Raw genomic sequence first — 16,109 nt, forward strand, 5'->3', positions numbered from 1 at the left:
GAGCGGGCGCGACAGACCGGTGGTCCCGGTCTGATTTCCAAGGCGAAGTCGTGCCGGTTGTATTCTAGGTTCCGAAATGATCCGTAAAGCGGCCGTCCGCGCCATCACGGAGGACTGATGGAGCGGGCCCTCGTCATCGATCAAAACCCGGGTCCCGGGCGGCCAACCGGAGGAACCGGCCGAATCTCGCCAGCGCTTTGCGGCACCAGGCAGCAAAGACGGAAATCGCCGGGCAGACAGCGCCGGAAGCGGATGCGTGAGGGCAAGTCTCTGGAGCGCGGCCAGCAGGAGGGCAGCGGCGCGTACGGCCTAGTTCTTGGCCCCGCTCGCAAGGAGCGCGACCACGCTGATCGCCATCAGGATCCAAGGGCCAGCTTCAAACACCTGGGAGAGGGCGACCGCGCTGGACATCTTTTGCTCCGGGGTTGACGAGGATCTTTTGCCTCGTCCATGCATATCCCTGTCGCGTTACTGAGCCGTTAAGCCAGCGTCCGGCGGCGCCGATGGCGGAAGGCACTGCCGGACGGCGCGCTCGGGTCCCTTGGTCAGCCGTTGATGCGTGGCATCAGGATGTCCTCGAGACCGATGCGGCGGAGCAGCTCCGCGCGCACCCGATCCGCGACGCCGTTCACGATCTCGGCGCCGTCCTGCGACGGATCGACATGGACGCGGAAAGGGCGCTTGCCGAAGGGCATGTCCACGACCTGCACGATCGCCCGGGCCACCTCGGCGGCATCGGCGTCTCTGGGCTCCAGCGCCGCGAGGCCCTTGAGGGCCCGCTCCGCGAGCCCGGCATAAGGACCCGCGTCATACTCGGCCGCCCGCGCCTGATCGGCCGGCGTGCCGGAATGGGCGAAGTGGTTGGTGCCCTTGGTGAAGGCGCCCGGCACGATGATCGAGGTCTCGATGCCCCAGCGCGTCAGCTCGCCGGCATAGGAGACCGCGAGGCTGTCCATCGCCGCCTTCGCCGCGAAATAGGGCGACAGGTAAGGCGGCGTGCCGCCACGCGCGCTGCTCGACGATACCCAGACCAGCAGGCCGCGGCCCTGCCTGCGGAGCTGCGGCAGCGCCGCCCGGTTCACGCGCTGGGTGCTCAGCACGTTGATGTCGTAGAGCGCCGCGAACTGCTCCGGCGTGAAGGCCTCTGCCGGGCCGAAGGACATGTGCCCGGCATTGTGCATGACGACGTCGAGCCGCCCGGCCTCGGCGATGATCGCAGCGATGCCGGCCTCGACCGAGGCATCGCTCGCGACATCGAGCTCGACTGTCCGCAGGTCGGCCTTGTGCTCGGCCGCGTATGCGGCGGCCTTGGCGACCTGCGGGGCGTTGCGGCCGGCGGTCTCGCGCATGCCGGCGTAGACGATATGGCCGGCATCCGCGAGGGCGCGGGCAGTCAGCGCCCCGAAGCCGCTGGAGGCGCCGGTGACGACGATGACCTGTTGCATGACACGATCTCCGAAAGGCGTGTTTCTGGACGGGGGTTCGAGGCTCAGACCATGCCGCCATTGGCGCGCAGCACCTGGCCGTTGACCCAGCCGCCATCCGGGCCGACGAGGAAGGCGACCACGGCCGCGATGTCCGCGGGCGTGCCGAGCCGCTCCAGCGGGTTCATCTTCGCCATCCGCTCGATCACCTCCGGCGACTTGCCGGTCAGGAACAGGTCGGTCCCGACCGGTCCCGGGGCCACGGCGTTCACCGTAATGGCGCGGCCGCGCAGTTCCTTCGCCAGGATCCCGGTCATGACCTCGACCGCCGCCTTGGTCGCGGCATAGACGCCATAGGTCTCGAGCCTGGTGCCGACGACGCTGGTCGAGAAGTTGACGATGCGGCCGCCGTTGCGCAGCCGCCGCGATGCCTGGCGAAGCGTGTTGAAGCTGCCTTTCAGGTTGGTCGCGATCTGGCTGTCGAAGAGCGCATCGTCGCTGTCGGCGAGCGTTGCCAGCTTCATGATGCCGGCATTGTTCACGAGAACGTCGACGCCACCGAAAGCGGCCTCGGCCGCGTCGAACATGCGGGCGACGGCCTCGGCATCGGCGACATCGGCCTGGGCGGCGAGGGCATGGCCGCCGGCGGCTTCGATCTTGCGCACCAGCGCCTCGGTGGGGGCCTGGCTGCCGGCATAGTTGACGACAACCGTGAAGCCGTCGCAGGCCAGGCGCTCGGCGATCGCGGCGCCGATGCCGCGGGAGGCGCCGGTGACGATGGCCACCTTGCTGGTTTCGCTGGTCATGGGTCGATCTCCTTCGTTCGTGCCGATCACCTCGGCTGGTGGGTGGAGAATGACCCTTTCTGTTCAGCGGATAATCATCTAAGATTCGGGAGATCTATCCGGTAATTTAGAACAATAAGATGGATCGCCTCGACGCAATGCGGGTGTTCACGCGTGTGGTGGAACGGCGGAGCTTCACCCTCGCCGCCCAGGACGCCGGCCTGCCCCGGTCCACCGTGACCGACGCCGTGCAGCAGCTCGAAGCGCGGCTCGGCGTCCGGCTGCTGCAGCGGACGACCCGGCATGTCAGCCCCACCCTGGATGGCGAGGCCTATTACCGCCGTTGCCTGGTGCTGCTCGCCGATCTGGAGGAGGCCGAGGGCGCCTTCGCCGGCACCAAGCCCAAGGGGCCGCTGCGCGTCGAGGTGCAGGGCACGCTGGCGCGGCATTTCCTGCTGCCCGGCCTGCCTGGCTTCTTCGCCGCTTATCCGGAGATCGAGCTCATCATGAGCGAGGGCGACCGCTGGATCGATGTGGTGCGCGAAGGCGTCGACTGCGTGCTGCGCTATGGCAGCCTGCCGGACAGCGACATGGTGGCGCGTCGCGTGGCGCTGCTGGAGCGGCTCACTTGCGCGGCGCCGGCCTATCTCGACCGTTTCGGCATGCCAACCGATCCCGCGGCGTTGGATGGGCATCGCATGATCGGCCTGCGCTCATCGACGACCGGCATCCTGCGGCCGCTCGAATTCATCGAAGGCGGCGTGTCCCGCATGGTCACGCTGCCGGCCACCCTGTCGGTGACGGGGCCGGAGAGCTACCTGCCATCCGCGCGCCTCGGGCTCGGCATCGCGCAGGTGCCACGCTTCCATGCGGAAGCGGATCTCGCGCGCGGCACACTCGTCCATCTGCTGCCGGATTGCCCGCCGGCGCCGGCACCGGTCTCGCTGCTCTACCCGCGCAACCGGCAGCTCACGCCGCGGGTCCGGGTATTTCTCGACTGGGCCGTGCGCGAATTCGCCGCCAACAACCGCGTGACGGCATCGGCCTGACAGTGGCGAGGCGGTGCCGCTTCAGGCGGCGACCGTGCCGCTGAGATCAGGCGGGGTCCAGCCCCGGCCCGGGATGCTCTCCAGCAGTTGCTTGGTATAGGCGTGCTGCGGTGTGCCGAAGACCTGTGCGGTGCTCCCGAGTTCCACGATGGCGCCGCGCTGCATCACCGCGATGCGGTCGCAGATCTGCGCCGCGACACGCAGGTCATGAGTGATGAAGAGCATGGTCAGGCCCAGCCGCTTGCGGATATCGGCCAGCAGATCGAGCACCTGCGCCTGCACCGAGACATCGAGCGCACTGACCGGCTCATCGGCGATCAGCAATTCCGGCCGCATGGCGAGCGCGCGCGCGATGCCGATGCGCTGGCGCTGGCCGCCGCTGAACTCATGCGGGTAGCGCCCCATCGCCCCGGGATCGAGCTGCACCAGGCGCAGCAGGTCCCGCGCGCGATCCAGTGCCTCGCTGCGGGACACGCCGTGCGTCATCGGGCCTTCGGTGATGATGTCGCCCACCGTGCGGCGCGGATTGAGCGAGGCGAAGGGATCCTGGAAAACCATCTGGATGCGCCGGCGGAAGGGCTTCCAGGCGATGCGGGTGAGCGGCCGCAGATCGGTGCCGTGGAAGGCGATCTCGCCCTTCTCCGGCTCGACGAGCCGCACGATGCAGCGCGCGAGGGTGGACTTGCCGCTGCCGCTCTCGCCGACCAGCCCCAGGGTTTCCCCGCGCGTCAGGGTGAAGTCCGCGTCATGGACGGCGCGCAGCGTGACGGGCTTGCCGAACCAGCCGCCACCGCGGCGATAGGTCTTCTCGACGCCGCGCGTCACCAGCACCGCATCCTTCGCCATCGGACCCCGGGCGTCGGATGCGGCAGTGGCCTGCTCGCCGCTCGGGAAGCCGGGAACGGCCGCGATCAGCGCCCTTGTATAGGGGTGCTGCGGATGGTTCAGCACCTCCTTCGCCGGTCCGGTCTCCACGATGCGGCCGTGCTGCATCACCGCGACACGGTCGGCGATCTCCGCCACCACGCCGAAGTCGTGGGTGACGAACATCACGCCTGTCCCGCGGCGCGACTGGATCTCCTTGATCAGCCGCAGGATCTGCATCTGCGTCGTGACGTCGAGCGCGGTGGTCGGTTCGTCGGCGATCAGCAGGGCGGGCTCGAGCGCCAGCGCCATGGCGATCATCACGCGCTGGCGCTGCCCGCCGGACAGCCGGAAGGGATAGCTCCGCGCCAGGGCCTCCGGATCCGGAAGGTTCACCGCGGCCAGCAATTCCGGCACGCGCCGCGCAGCATCCCGGCCTGCACCATGGACCCTGAGCGCTTCGGCGATCTGATCGCCCACCCGCATGACCGGATTCAGCGCCGTCATCGGTTCCTGGAAGATCATCGCGATGCGCGCCCCGCGCAGGCGGCGCATCGCTTCCGGCTCCAGGGCGAGAAGATCCGTGCCTTCGAACCGGATGCGGCCGGAGGTCACCGGCAGGGACTTCGGCAGCAACCCCATCATGGCATTGGCGGTGATCGACTTGCCCGACCCGCTTTCCCCGACGACGCAGAGGATCTCGCCCGGATCGACCGACAGGCTGATATCCGCGATGGCGTGGGGACGGTCACCGCCGGGGGGCAGGGCAACGGTCAGGCCCTCGATCGACAGCAGGCTCATGCCGCGCCTCCCGCCATCAGGCGCGCCGCCGCGCGAGGCGGGGGTTCAGCGCGTCGGACAGGCCTTCGCCCACCAGGTTCAGCGCCAGCACGGTCAGGAAGATCGCGAGGCCGGGAAAGACGCTCATCCACCAGGCGATGCGGATCACGGAGCGTCCGGCGCCAATCAGGAAACCCCAGGTCATCAGGTTGGGATCGCCGAGGCCGAGGAAGGAGAGGGCGCTCTCGGTCAGGATCGCGGTCGCGACCATCAGGGAGGACAGCACGATGATCGGTGACAGCGCATTGGGCAGGACATCGGTCAGTAGGATGGCGAGCGGCGCCTTGCCCAGGACCTCAGCGGCCTGCACGAATTCGCGTGACCGGAGCGAGAGGACCTCCGCCCGCACCACGCGCGCCACCGGCGGCCAGGACACCACCGCGATGGCGAAGACGATGGAGCCGATCGAGGGCGAGAAGATCGCGACCAGCAGGATCGCGAAGACGAAAGAGGGAATGGTCTGGAAGAACTCCGTGAAGCGCATCAGGGCGTCGTCCACGATGCCGCCCGCATAGCCCGCGATGGCGCCCAGGGTGACGCCAATCAAGAGCGCTGCAGCGGTGGAGACGGCGCCGACCAGCAGCGAGATTCGCGCCCCATGCGCGATCCCCGCCGCGACATCGCGCCCAAGGCTGTCTGAGCCGAGCAGCATCCCCATCTCCCCGGGTGGCATGAAGGGGGCGGCCGCCATGTCCCAGGGGCTGTCCGGAAACAGCAGCGATGCCGTGGCGGAGAGCAGCAGTACCAGCACGAGGATGCAGAGCCCCACCACCGCGCCGCGGTTGCGGCGGAAGCGCCGCCAGAAATCCATCATCCCACCGCCTCCACGCGCGGATCGACCACGGCATAGAGCAGATCCGTCACCAGGTTGAATGCCACCACCATCACGCTTGTGCAGAAGAAGACGCCAAGCAGCACCGCATAGTCCCGTGCCAGCAGGGCATCGAAGGCGAGCCGCCCGATGCCAGGCCAGGCGAAGACGGTCTCCACCAGGATCGCGCCGCCGACGAGCTGGCCGGCCTGGATCCCGGCGAAGGTGATGACCGGCAACATGGCGTTGCGCAGCACATGCGCCCGCAGCACCCGCCCTTCCGGTACGCCCTTGGCGCGCGCCGTCTTCACGAAATCCTGGTCGGCGACCTCCAGCATCGTCGCCCGGGTCAGCCGCGCATAGACGGCGAGGTAGAAGAGGCCGAGCGTCAGCGCCGGCAGCAGCAGGTGCTGCGCGACGTCGAGAACAACCGCCATGCCGTGCAGCTCGACACCGACGGAGGACATGCCGAAGGAAGGCAGCCATTCCAGCCAGACGCTGAAGACCAGCACCAGCATCAGCCCGATCCAGAACAGCGGCGTCGCGTAGAAGGTGAGCGCGATCACAGTGATCAGGCTGTCGGCCCAGCGCCCGACGCGGCGCGCGGCCAGCGCGCCGAGCGTGACGCCGGTCACGATGGCGAAGACGAAGGCCGTGCCGGTCAGCAGCAATGTCGCCGGCAGCCGCGCCTGGATCAGCGTCCAGACCGGAAGCTGCTGGCGGTGGCTGAAGCCGAGGTCGAGGGTCAGCACGCCCTTGAGATAGATCCAGAGCTGCACATGCAGCGGCCTGTCGAGGCCAAACTGCTCCCGGAGCTGGGCCAGGAAGCGTTCGTCCGCCGCGCCGGACTGGCCGGCGATGACGCTTGCGGGATCGCCGGGTGCCGCGTGGATCAACAAGAAATTGCAGACCACAATGGCGAGGATGACCACCGCCGCCTTCGCCAGGCGGGCGGCCAGGAAGCCGGGCAACCGCGTCAGATCCATCGGTCAGGCGATGAACACGTCATCGAAGCTCTTGTGCACCCCGGTGCCCGTCGTGATCACGTTCTGTACCTTCCGATCATGGATCGCTGGGAAGCCGATCGTCACCCGGCCAGGAAGACATCGTCGAAGCTTGTATGCACGCCGACGCCGGTGGTGATGACGTTGTTCAGCTTCTTGTCGTGGATGGTCGGGAAGGCGAGCTCCGTCAGCCAGATCTGCGGCACCTCCTCGACCAGGATCTTCTGGGCGTCGGTGAAGGCGCGTTGCCGCTCCGTCGCATCCGCGGCACTGCGCGCCGCGAGGAACAGCTCATCCACCCGCGGATTGGCATAGCCGCCGGTATTGGTGAAGGTCACCCGCTGGATGTTGGAGGAGACATAGGTCCGCTCCACGCCGAGCGTGGGATCGCCATACTGATAGACGAAATTGACCGAGGTCTCGTATTCCCAGTTGCCGATGCGCCGCGCCCAGGATCCGGCGTCGACGCTCTCCATCTCGAGCTGGATGCCGATCTGCCGCATCGACTGGCGGAGATATTCGGAAAGCCGCGTCCAGATCTCGCCATAGGGCAGCGGAATGTGCTTGAGCGTCGCCCGGATCCCCTGCGCATTCGGCCGCAGCCCCGCGGCGTCCAGCAACTGGTTCGCGGTCCGCACGTCATGCCCGGCGATCTTCACCGCCGTGTCGTGGAAGCGCGTGGTGCTGGCGATGGGATTGGTCGCCGGCTTGCCCACCCCGAACCACAGCCGATTGGTGATGAAGTTGCGATCGATCGCCATCGACATGGCGCGGCGCACGCGCGGGTCGCCGAGCGGGGCGACGCGGTGGTTGATCTCCATCCAGGAGAGCGGGGAGAAATACTCCCACCCCTTGGTCTCGACCGTGAGATTGGGCCGCTGCCGCAGGCCCGGCACGTCGAAAGGCTCGATGTCATTGGCCTGGGTCATCTGCACCTGGCCGGTCTCGATCGCCAGCCGACGGCTCTGGCTGTCCGGCACGATGCGGTAGATGATCCCGTCCAGATAGGGCTGACCCGGCTTCCAGTACTCCTCGAACCGCTCGAGGCGCACGAAATTGCCGCGCTGCCATTCGACGAAGCGGAAGGGGCCGGTGCCGACCGGGCGCTGCACCGTTGGCGCGGTACGGAAATCCTGCCCGTCGAACAGTCGCTTGGAGACGATGCAGCAGGCGGTGACCTCGAACATCAGCAGGAAGGGCTGGAAGGGCTGCTTCAGCGTCAGTCGCACCGTCAGCGGATCGGGCGCCGTCGCGCTGTCGATCATCTGGAAGATGGCCCGCGCACGCGGCGCCAGCTCCATGTGGAAACGCATGATGGAGAAGATGACGTCATCGGCCGTCATGGGCGTGCCGTCGTGGAACTTCACATTGTCCTGGAGGCGGAAGACATATTCGCGCCCATCGCCGCTGACCTCCCAGGATTTCGCCAGGACCGGGATGGGCTCTAGCGTCGGCGAGAAGGTCAGCAGGCTCTGGAACATCTTCGACGCGGCGACCAGCGTCGGCCCCTGGTTGTTCACCCCGAGCTGCAGGATCGGTGGTTCGGGTGTCAGGATGGTCTGCAGGATGCCGCCGCGTCGCGGTTGGATGCCCTGTGCCAAGGCGTCTGCCACGCGCATGAGCACAGGCGCACCGGCAGCGGCCATCAGGCCGCGACGCGAAAAAGCCATTTCTGTCTCCCAGAAAGCCTCGCGGGAATGGAAGCGTATCGCCCGCCCGCGGCAGGGACAAGCAAGATGCGGGCCTCACCTTCCTCGACCGGCTGGGGGCGGATCAGCCGCCAGGAACGCCGCGTCGTCTCCGCCGGGCAGTTGCCGGGTGGCGCTGTCAGCCGAATGGCGCCACCATGTGCGGAATCGAGGAAACGCCCAAAGTGACCGCCGCTGCGGCGCCTTCGCCGCGTCTGCTCCGTGAACCGGATTTCCTTCGCCTCTGGGGCGTCGGACTGATCGTCTTCCTGGTGCGCTGGCTGGAGATGCTGGCGGTCAGCCTGTTCATCTATGAGCGTACGGGCTCGGCCTTCCTCGTCACCATGATGGGCATGCTGCGCATCCTGCCGATGGGGCTGTTCGGCGCCTTCCTCGGCGCCCTGGCCGAGAGGGTGGAACAGCGCACCGCGCTGCTGACCATCGTGCTGATCAGCCTGATCACCTCGGCCATCCTCGCCCTGCTTGCCAAGGCGGGCATGCTGGAGATCTGGCACCTGGCCACCGCCAGCGCCATCAACGGCATCGCCTGGGCGGCCGACAACCCGGTACGGCGGATGATGATCGGCCAGGTGGTCGGTGCGGCGCGTATCGGCCAGGCGATGTCCGCCGATGTCGGCAGCAACAACGCGAGCCGCATGCTAGGCCCGACGCTCTCCGGCGTCATCTTCGCGGCGGTCGGCGTCAGCGGCGCCTTCTTCGTCTCGGTCGCACTCTACGGCGTGGCGCTCTACGCCGTGCTGACCCTCCGCTACCGCAGCGGCGTCGAGCCGGCGACCGGGCAGGGCGTGCTGGAGCGCATCGGCCAGGGCCTGGCGGTGGTGCGGGCCGATGCGCGGCTCAAGGGTACCCTGGTCGTCACCGTCATCTTCAACATCTTCGGCTGGCCCTTCACCAGCCTAGTGCCGGTGGTCGGGCTGGAGCATTGGCGCCTGTCCCCGGAAGCGATCGGCGTCCTCTCCTCAATGGACGGCGTCGGCGCCTTCGTGGGTGCGCTCGCGATGGCGGCCTGGGCGCGGCCGCCGATCTATCGACGCTGCTATGTCGGCGGCGTCGCGCTCTATCTCGCGATGCTGACACTGTTCGCGCTGTCGCCATCGCCGGCGTTGGCCGGCGTTGCGCTATTCATGACCGGCTTCGGCCAGGCGGGCTTCTCGGTCATGCAGGCGACCCTGATCTATCTCCTGGCGCCGGCGGAGATGCGCAGCCGGGTGCTCGGCCTGCTCTCGGTCTGCATCGGGCTCGGGCCGATTGGCTTCGTCCATGTCGGGCTGCTGGCCGATGCCATCGGCGCGCATTGGGCCTGCGTTGTCACCGGGGTGGAGGGGCTGCTGGCCCTGCTGCTGACGCGCCGGCTCTGGCGGCACATCTGAGAGCCCCGGCTCGGGCGCGCCCACTCAACGAGCGAGCAGACCGAGCCGCCCCAGTACCTGCCGGTTCTGCGCCATGGTCTGGGCGACGCTCGCCGCGTACTCCTCCGGCCCGAGATACTCCACCTGCATGTCGGCAGCCGCCAGCACCGAGAGATGTCCGGGATCCTGCAGCGAGTCCCGGAAGGCCTCATGCAGCGCCGTCAGCGCATTGGCCGGCAGGCCCTTCGGTGCCGCGAAGCCGTAGGCACCGGTCTGTACGATGTCCACACCCAGCTCCCTGAGCGTCGGGACTTCGGGCAGCGACGGCAGCCGCTGCCGGCCCCAGTGGCAGAGCGCCCGCATCTGCCCCTGTCGCACGAACTCGTTCCAGCCGCTGCCGACCATGACGGTGACCGTGTTGCTCAGCACCGCGGTCAGGGTCTCGTTGCCACCCCTGAAGGGGACATTGGTGAGCTCGACGCCGAAGCGTTCCGCGATGCGCTCCATGGTGATGTGCGGCACACCGCCGACGCTGGTGGTGCCGTAGCTGACCCGGCCGGGATTGGCCTTGGCATGCTCCATGAGGTCGCCGAGCGTCCGGAACGGGCTGTCGGCCTTCACCGCGATGCCGAAGACATAGCCCGTCATCTGCATGACCCAGGTGAAGTCGGTCAGCGGGTCGTAGGGCGCGTTGCGCACGGTCAGCGGATAGCTGAACACGTTGGACGGCATCTGGCTCAGTAGATGCCCATCCGGGGTGCGGTCGTTCACCAAAGCCAGCGCGCCCAGGATGGCGCCGGAGCCGGAGCGGTTCTCGATCACCACCGGCTGGCCGAGACGGCGCGAGGCGGCCTCGCAGAGCGCCCGCATCTGCAGATCGGTGCCGCCGCCCGGGGCGAAGGGCACGATCATCCGCACCGGGCGGTTGGGAAAGCGCGGCTGCGCCTGGATCGCGGGCGCGAACAGCAGTCCGGCGCCGGCGGCGAGCGCTGCCCGGCGGTTCAGTCTTGCATTCTTCTTCATGGACGTTCCCCCGGATTCCCGCTCAGCCGTATTGCTTTAAGGTTCGCTTGGCGATCGCCATGCGGTGCACCTCCGTCGGTCCTTCGTAGACGCGCATGACGCGCACCTGCTGGGCCAGGAGCTGCAGCGGCAGTTCCTTGGTCATGCCCATGGCGCCGAAGGTCTGCATCGCGTGGTCCACCACTTCGGTCGCCATCTCGGTGCCGAAGACCTTGATCATGGAGGCCTCGTTGCGGACATCGCCGCCGGCATCGAGCGTCGCCGCACCCGCCTGCACCATCAGGCGGCAGGCATGGATCTTGGTCGCCGCATCGGCGATCCACCATTGGATGGCCTGGCGGTCGGCCAAGGGAACACCGAAGGTGCTGCGCTGCTTCGCCTGCACGCACATCATCTCGAGCGCACGGGATGCGATGCCGATGCAGCGCGCGCCCATCTCCAGTCGGCGCACGTTCAGGCGGAGCTGCATCGGCTCATAGCCCTGGCCGACCTTGCCGAGCACGTTGCGCACGGGAACGCGACAATCCTCGAACACCAGCTCATAGGTGCGGCGGCCGCCGATCATCTGGATCTGGCGCTCGATCGTGAAGCCCGGTGTACCCTTGTCGACGATGAAGGCGGTGACGCCCTCGGCCCGCTTGCCCGGGCTGGTGCGCGCCATCAGGATGATGAAGTCCGATTTGGGGACGCGGCTCACCCAGATCTTGCGGCCGTTGATCACCCAGTCATCGCCTTCCTGCACCGCGCGGGTCAGCATGCCCGCGGGATCGCCGCCGGCGCCGGGCTCTGAGATCGCAACGCAGGAATTCATTCGACCATCGGCATAGGGCGCCAGGTAGCGCTCGCGCTGGTAGTCGTCGGCGACCGCCAGCATCATGTGCAGGTTCGGGCTGTCCGGCGGGAAGGTGAAGGGCGTGACCGTGCGGCCGAGCTCCTCCTGCACCGCGACCAGCGCGACGGTTGGCATATTGGCGCCGCCCAGGCTCTCCGGCACATCGAGGCCCCAGAGGCCGAGCTCCCGGCATTTCGCGAAGAGCGGCGCTTCCTGCTCTTCGGTCAGGCTGTAGGATTCGCCGCCGGCCTCCCGCGCCAGCACCGCGGGCTCCAGCGGCATCAGCTCGCGGTCGACGAATTTCCGCACCAGCTCCTGGAGCATGCGGTGCTCTTCGAGCATCTCGGCCTGTGCCATACCAAAGCCTCCTCATCCAGCGATCTCGTACCAGCGGACCGGTCTCTTGACCGGTCCGAGGCCGCGAATGCGGCCCGCCGGTAGTCCGGCGAAGCCAAGGGCGGCGGATGCGGCCCGCCGGCGTTTGAGGGCCTCGATCGCGGACGCGATCGAGGCAACAGAAATAGTCAGCGCAGCGTCAGCAGGCCGTCGACGGCGACGGCGCCCTTGCCTTCGGCGCGGATGATCAGCGGGTTGATCTCGGCATCCTGCACCGGCCGATCCTTCAGGGTGGCGAGCAGGGAGATCGCGCGGACGGCGCGCGCCAGGGCATCGACATCGCCCTTCGGCAGGCCGCGGAAGCCCTGGATCAGCCTCAGCTCCGGCAACTCCGCGATCATGCTCCGTGCTTCCTCCAGATCGACCGGCGCCAGGCGCACGCTATAGCTGCGCTTCAGCTCCGCCATGACGCCGCCGATGCCGAGCATGACGATCGGCCCGACCTCGGGATCCCAGCGATAGCCCAGGATCACCTCCTGCAGGCCGCGATGCATCGGCGCGACCAGCACGCCGTCGACGCGCGCCTTCGGGAAGTGGTCGCGCGCCACCACCAGCAGCTCCGTCACCGTGGCGCGGATCGCGGCCCCGCCTTCGACATTCAGCCGCACCATGCCGGCATCGGTCTTGTGCAGGATGTCCGGCGACAGCAGCTTGACCGCGACCGGGCCGGCAATGTCGCCCACCTGCTCCGGCGCGGTGACGATCGCACTCCCCGGCGGTTCGATGCCGAGGGCCGCGAAGACCGCGCAAGCTTGCACTTCGTTCAGCGAGGTCGCGCCGGCTTCAGCCAGCAGCCGCCCCGCGGCATCGGCCTCGCCCGGGGCCGCAATGCCGTCATGCGACCGAGGCGCGCGCCAGTTCAGGAAGGCGTGCACGGAATCCGCGCAGGCCTCCGGCGTGCGGAAGGCGGCGATGCCGTGCTCGCCCATCAGGCGCAGTGTCTCGTCGGCCTGCGGCGCCGCGAAGACCGCGATCGGCTTCGGTGCCGGCATCGCCGGCGTGATATGGGCCAGCGCGGCTTCCGGCTCGAGCCGCGCCGTGGAACCGAGGACCGCGACGACCGCATCGCAGTGATCGGAAGCGACCAGCGCCTTCAGCACCGTGCTGTAGCGGACCGGACCGGACATCCCCATCGGCAGATCGACCAGCGGCGCGTCCGACACCTCGATGCCCTGGCCAGTCAGCGCTGCGCGGACCTCCGTCGGCGGCCCGACCACCGCGTCGCCCAGCGTGCCGAGCCGGTCCACCACCATCCCGGCGCCGCCGCCGGTCGCGGTCAGCGCGGCGGCGATGCGGCCGCGCGGCGGCCGGTGGCCGAGCACCAGGCGCGGCAGCTCCACCAGCGCTTCCAGCGTATCGACGCGCAGGATGCCATGGTCGCGGAAGAAGGCATTGGCCAGCTCGTCACCGCCCACCATGGCGCCGGTATGCGACAGCGCTAGCTGCCGGCCGAGCTCGGATCGCCCGAGCTTGTAGGCGATGACGGGCTTGCCGAGGTCATGCGCCCGTCGCGCCGCGGCGGCGAGCCGGTCGGCATCACGGAAGGTCTCCAGGAACAGCAGCAGGGCCTTGGTCGCGGGATCCTCGACCATGAATTCGGCAAGCTCACCGACGCCGAGGTCGCATTCATTGCCGACCGAGACAATGCGCGAGAAGCCGAGGCCGCGGGCGGCGGCACGCGAGAAGATCGCGCCCATCATGCTGCCGCTCTGCGAGATCAAGCCGAGCCAACCGGGCTGCAGTGTCTCGGCCTCGATCGCTGCGTTCAGGGTCAACGGCAGCCGGTCGGGCACGCTCAGCAAGCCGAGGCAGTTCGGGCCGATCAGGCGCAACCCGCCGGCGCGCGCGGTCGCGACCAGCTTCTGCTGTAGCGCCGAGCCTTCCTCGCCCAGTTCGGCGAAACCGGCGCTGAAGATGGTCGCGACCTTCACGCCGATCTGGCAGCAGCCCTCGATCGCCGCGAGCACTGCGGCGGAGGGGACCATGATGAAAGCGTGGTCGACCGGGCCGTCGACCTCGCGGATATCGGCGAAGGCGGGGACGCCCATCACCTCGCGGCGGCCCGGGTTCACCGGGATGATGCGGCCGGCGAAGCCCTCCCGCTGCAGCAGGCGCTGGGCCCGGGAATTGTTCTTCGTCGGATCGGCGGAGGCACCGATCAGCGCGACGGCGCGCGGCGCGAAGAGCGCTTGCGAGAGATCCATATCCGTCATGTCAGCGCCCCATGAACTGTGGCGGACGGCGCTCCGCCATCGCCTTCACGCCTTCCCGGAAATCCTCGGTCTCGCGCAACCGAGCCTGCTCGGCCAGCTCATGCGCGGTCGCGCGCTCGTAGAGCTCGGGGAGGCCGCGGCGCATGGTCGCGCGGGTGGCGGCGATCGCGAGCGGCGCGCTCTCCGCGATCTCGCGCGCCAGCGCCGTTGCGGCCGCGCGGACCTCCGCCTGCGGCACCAGCAGATCGGCGAGGCCCATCGCCGCGGCTTCGTCACCCGCGATGCGGCGGCCCGTGTAGAACAGCAGCGACGCCTTCTGCGCGCCGATCAGCCGCGGCAGGGTCTCGGTCAGGCCGAAGCCGGGATGGTAGCCCAAGCGAGTGAAGTTCGCGCTGAACCGCGCTTCCGCGCAGGTCACCCGGAAATCCGCGACGACCGCAAGGCCGAGCCCCGCACCGACCGCCGCGCCATGGACCGCGGCGATGATCGGCTTCCTGGTGCGCAACAGGCGCACACCTTCGGTGTAGATGGTGCGGCCGGTGCCGGCCTCGGCATCGCCGGCGCGGCGGTCGCGGCGGGAGAAGTCGGCGCCGGCACAGAAATGCTTGCCTTCGGCCGCGAGCACCACGGCGCGGCAGGCCGGGTCTTCGTCCAGCCGCTCCAGCGCATCCGCGATCCCGGCGGTCAGCACCAGGTCGATGAAGTTGTTGGGCGGGCGGCAGAGCTCCACCGTCGCGACGTGATTTTCGACGTGCACGCGAAGGTCAGGCGGGCTTTCCGCTTCCATCCCATTCTCCTTGGCCTGCGCCCTGATGGCCGGACTTAGGCTTCATCGGCGGCCTGGGCGGATCGGGCAAGTTCCTGATTGGTATGGGGGCATTCCTGATTGGAATGTCGGCGACGGCCCTCTTGAGCGTCAGCCCTGGGCTGCTTCCTGCTCCAGCCAGGCCAGGAAGGCTCGCAGCCGATGGTCGGCGCCGCGCCGCGCCGGCCAGACGGCGTAGTGTGCCAAGGGTCGGGTCACTGGCCGGTCGAACAGCGGCACCAGGGCGCCGGAAGCGATCTCCTGCCGCAGCAGCGGCAGTTGTCCCATCGCGACGCCGAGCCCTTCCATTGCCGCCTGGTAGGCCAATACCGAGCCGGGCAGCACCATCCCGGTCTCCGAGATGTCGGGTCCATCAACCGCCTCCAGCCAGTCATGCCAGTCGTTGCGGCGATACTTGGTGTGCAGCAGCGTGCAGCGCTTCAGGTCCTCGATCACCTTCGGTGCATTGCGGCGACGGAGCAGCTTGGGGCTGCAGACCGGCTGGATGATGTCGCCGAGGAGCCTGCGCTGCTCGAGCCCCGACCAGTCGCCGGCACCGAACTGGATGGCGACGTCGAGCTCCTCGCGCCCGAAATCCACCAGCGCGATGCCGGTGCTGAGCCTGACTTCGATCCCGGGATGGCTGGCATGAAAGCGCGGCAGCCGCGGCAGCAGCCATTTGGCCGCGAAGGTGCTGTAGGAGCGGAGCCGGAGCGGGTTCGCATCCGCCGCATCCAGCAGCCGCCGGGTCGCGGCATCGATGCGCGCGAAGGCCGGCGCGATCTCCCGCCGATAGTCGTCGCCGTCGCTGGTCAGCGTGATGCCATGCGGGTCGCGGTGGAACAGGCGCCGCTTCAGATAGCCTTCGAGCACGGCGATCTGCCGGCTGACCGCCGACTGGGTGACCTGCAGCTCCTCCGCCGCGCGGGTGAAGCTGCCGAGCCGCGCCGCGACTTCGAAGACGTGCAGCGGGTTGAGCGGGGGAATGCGCCGGGACATCTAGGC

General features: G+C 68.6%; 13 protein-coding genes. 2 read left to right on the forward strand and 11 right to left on the reverse strand.

The window, feature by feature from the left end; translation table 11 throughout:
• Nucleotides 1–545 precede the first annotated feature (545 nt).
• Nucleotides 546–1,445, reverse strand: coding sequence for an SDR family oxidoreductase (locus GXW71_RS00640; protein WP_211850338.1), 900 nt, complete (start codon nt 1,443–1,445; stop codon nt 546–548).
• Between the two features lie 44 nt (nt 1,446–1,489).
• Nucleotides 1,490–2,230, reverse strand: coding sequence for an SDR family oxidoreductase (locus GXW71_RS00645; protein WP_211850339.1), 741 nt, complete (start codon nt 2,228–2,230; stop codon nt 1,490–1,492).
• A 119-nt stretch (nt 2,231–2,349) separates the two neighbouring features.
• Here GXW71_RS00645 and GXW71_RS00650 point away from each other — a divergent pair, with 119 nt between their 5' ends.
• Nucleotides 2,350–3,258 carry a LysR family transcriptional regulator gene (locus tag GXW71_RS00650; RefSeq protein ID WP_211850340.1) on the forward strand — a complete coding sequence of 303 codons (909 nt, stop codon included), beginning with the start codon at nt 2,350–2,352 and terminating at the stop codon, nt 3,256–3,258.
• A 21-nt stretch (nt 3,259–3,279) separates the two neighbouring features.
• Here the strand turns inward: GXW71_RS00650 and GXW71_RS00655 are convergent, their stop codons facing one another.
• The 4 genes from GXW71_RS00655 to GXW71_RS00670 all read right to left on the reverse strand — a co-directional run bounded on the left by GXW71_RS00655 (nt 3,280) and on the right by GXW71_RS00670 (nt 8,447).
• Complete coding sequence (locus GXW71_RS00655) at nt 3,280–4,923, reverse strand: ABC transporter ATP-binding protein (protein ID WP_211850341.1); 1,644 nt, start codon at nt 4,921–4,923, stop codon at nt 3,280–3,282.
• Between the two features lie 16 nt (nt 4,924–4,939).
• Nucleotides 4,940–5,776 (reverse strand): ABC transporter permease, encoded by an 837-nt coding sequence (locus tag GXW71_RS00660; RefSeq protein ID WP_211850342.1) that lies wholly within the window; start codon nt 5,774–5,776, stop codon nt 4,940–4,942.
• Nucleotides 5,773–6,759 carry an ABC transporter permease gene (locus GXW71_RS00665; protein ID WP_211850343.1) on the reverse strand — a complete coding sequence of 329 codons (987 nt, stop codon included), beginning with the start codon at nt 6,757–6,759 and terminating at the stop codon, nt 5,773–5,775. Before GXW71_RS00665 ends, GXW71_RS00660 begins: the two co-directional genes overlap by 4 nt.
• Nucleotides 6,760–6,860: 101 nt before the next feature.
• Nucleotides 6,861–8,447 carry an ABC transporter substrate-binding protein gene (locus GXW71_RS00670; RefSeq protein WP_246526168.1) on the reverse strand — a complete coding sequence of 529 codons (1,587 nt, stop codon included), beginning with the start codon at nt 8,445–8,447 and terminating at the stop codon, nt 6,861–6,863.
• A 203-nt stretch (nt 8,448–8,650) separates the two neighbouring features.
• On the opposite strand from GXW71_RS00670, the gene GXW71_RS00675 reads away from it, so the two are divergent.
• Nucleotides 8,651–9,856 (forward strand): MFS transporter, encoded by a 1,206-nt coding sequence (locus GXW71_RS00675; protein WP_211850344.1) that lies wholly within the window; start codon nt 8,651–8,653, stop codon nt 9,854–9,856.
• 24 nt (nt 9,857–9,880) lie between these two features.
• On the opposite strand, the gene GXW71_RS00680 is transcribed toward GXW71_RS00675, so the two are convergent.
• The 5 genes from GXW71_RS00680 to gcvA all read right to left on the reverse strand — a co-directional run bounded on the left by GXW71_RS00680 (nt 9,881) and on the right by gcvA (nt 16,103).
• Nucleotides 9,881–10,858 carry a tripartite tricarboxylate transporter substrate binding protein gene (locus GXW71_RS00680; protein WP_211850345.1) on the reverse strand — a complete coding sequence of 326 codons (978 nt, stop codon included), beginning with the start codon at nt 10,856–10,858 and terminating at the stop codon, nt 9,881–9,883.
• Between the two features lie 22 nt (nt 10,859–10,880).
• Entirely contained in the window at nt 10,881–12,047 is a 1,167-nt protein-coding gene (locus GXW71_RS00685; RefSeq protein ID WP_211850346.1) for an acyl-CoA dehydrogenase family protein, read from the reverse strand.
• Nucleotides 12,048–12,214: 167 nt separating this feature from the next.
• Nucleotides 12,215–14,299, reverse strand: a complete 2,085-nt coding sequence (locus GXW71_RS00690) for an acetate--CoA ligase family protein (protein WP_211850347.1) — start codon at nt 14,297–14,299, stop codon at nt 12,215–12,217.
• A gap of 1 nt (nt 14,300) precedes the next feature.
• The gene (locus GXW71_RS00695) at nt 14,301–15,086 is read right to left on the reverse strand and encodes an enoyl-CoA hydratase/isomerase family protein (protein ID WP_211850348.1); all 786 of its coding nucleotides are present in this window, start codon (nt 15,084–15,086) and stop codon (nt 14,301–14,303) included.
• Nucleotides 15,087–15,215: 129 nt separating this feature from the next.
• Entirely contained in the window at nt 15,216–16,103 is an 888-nt protein-coding gene (gene gcvA, locus GXW71_RS00700; RefSeq protein WP_211850349.1) for a transcriptional regulator GcvA, read from the reverse strand.
• Nucleotides 16,104–16,109: the final 6 nt, after the last annotated feature.

The organism is Plastoroseomonas hellenica (assembly GCF_018129085.1).
Classification (GTDB): Bacteria; Pseudomonadota; Alphaproteobacteria; order Acetobacterales; family Acetobacteraceae; genus Plastoroseomonas; species Plastoroseomonas hellenica.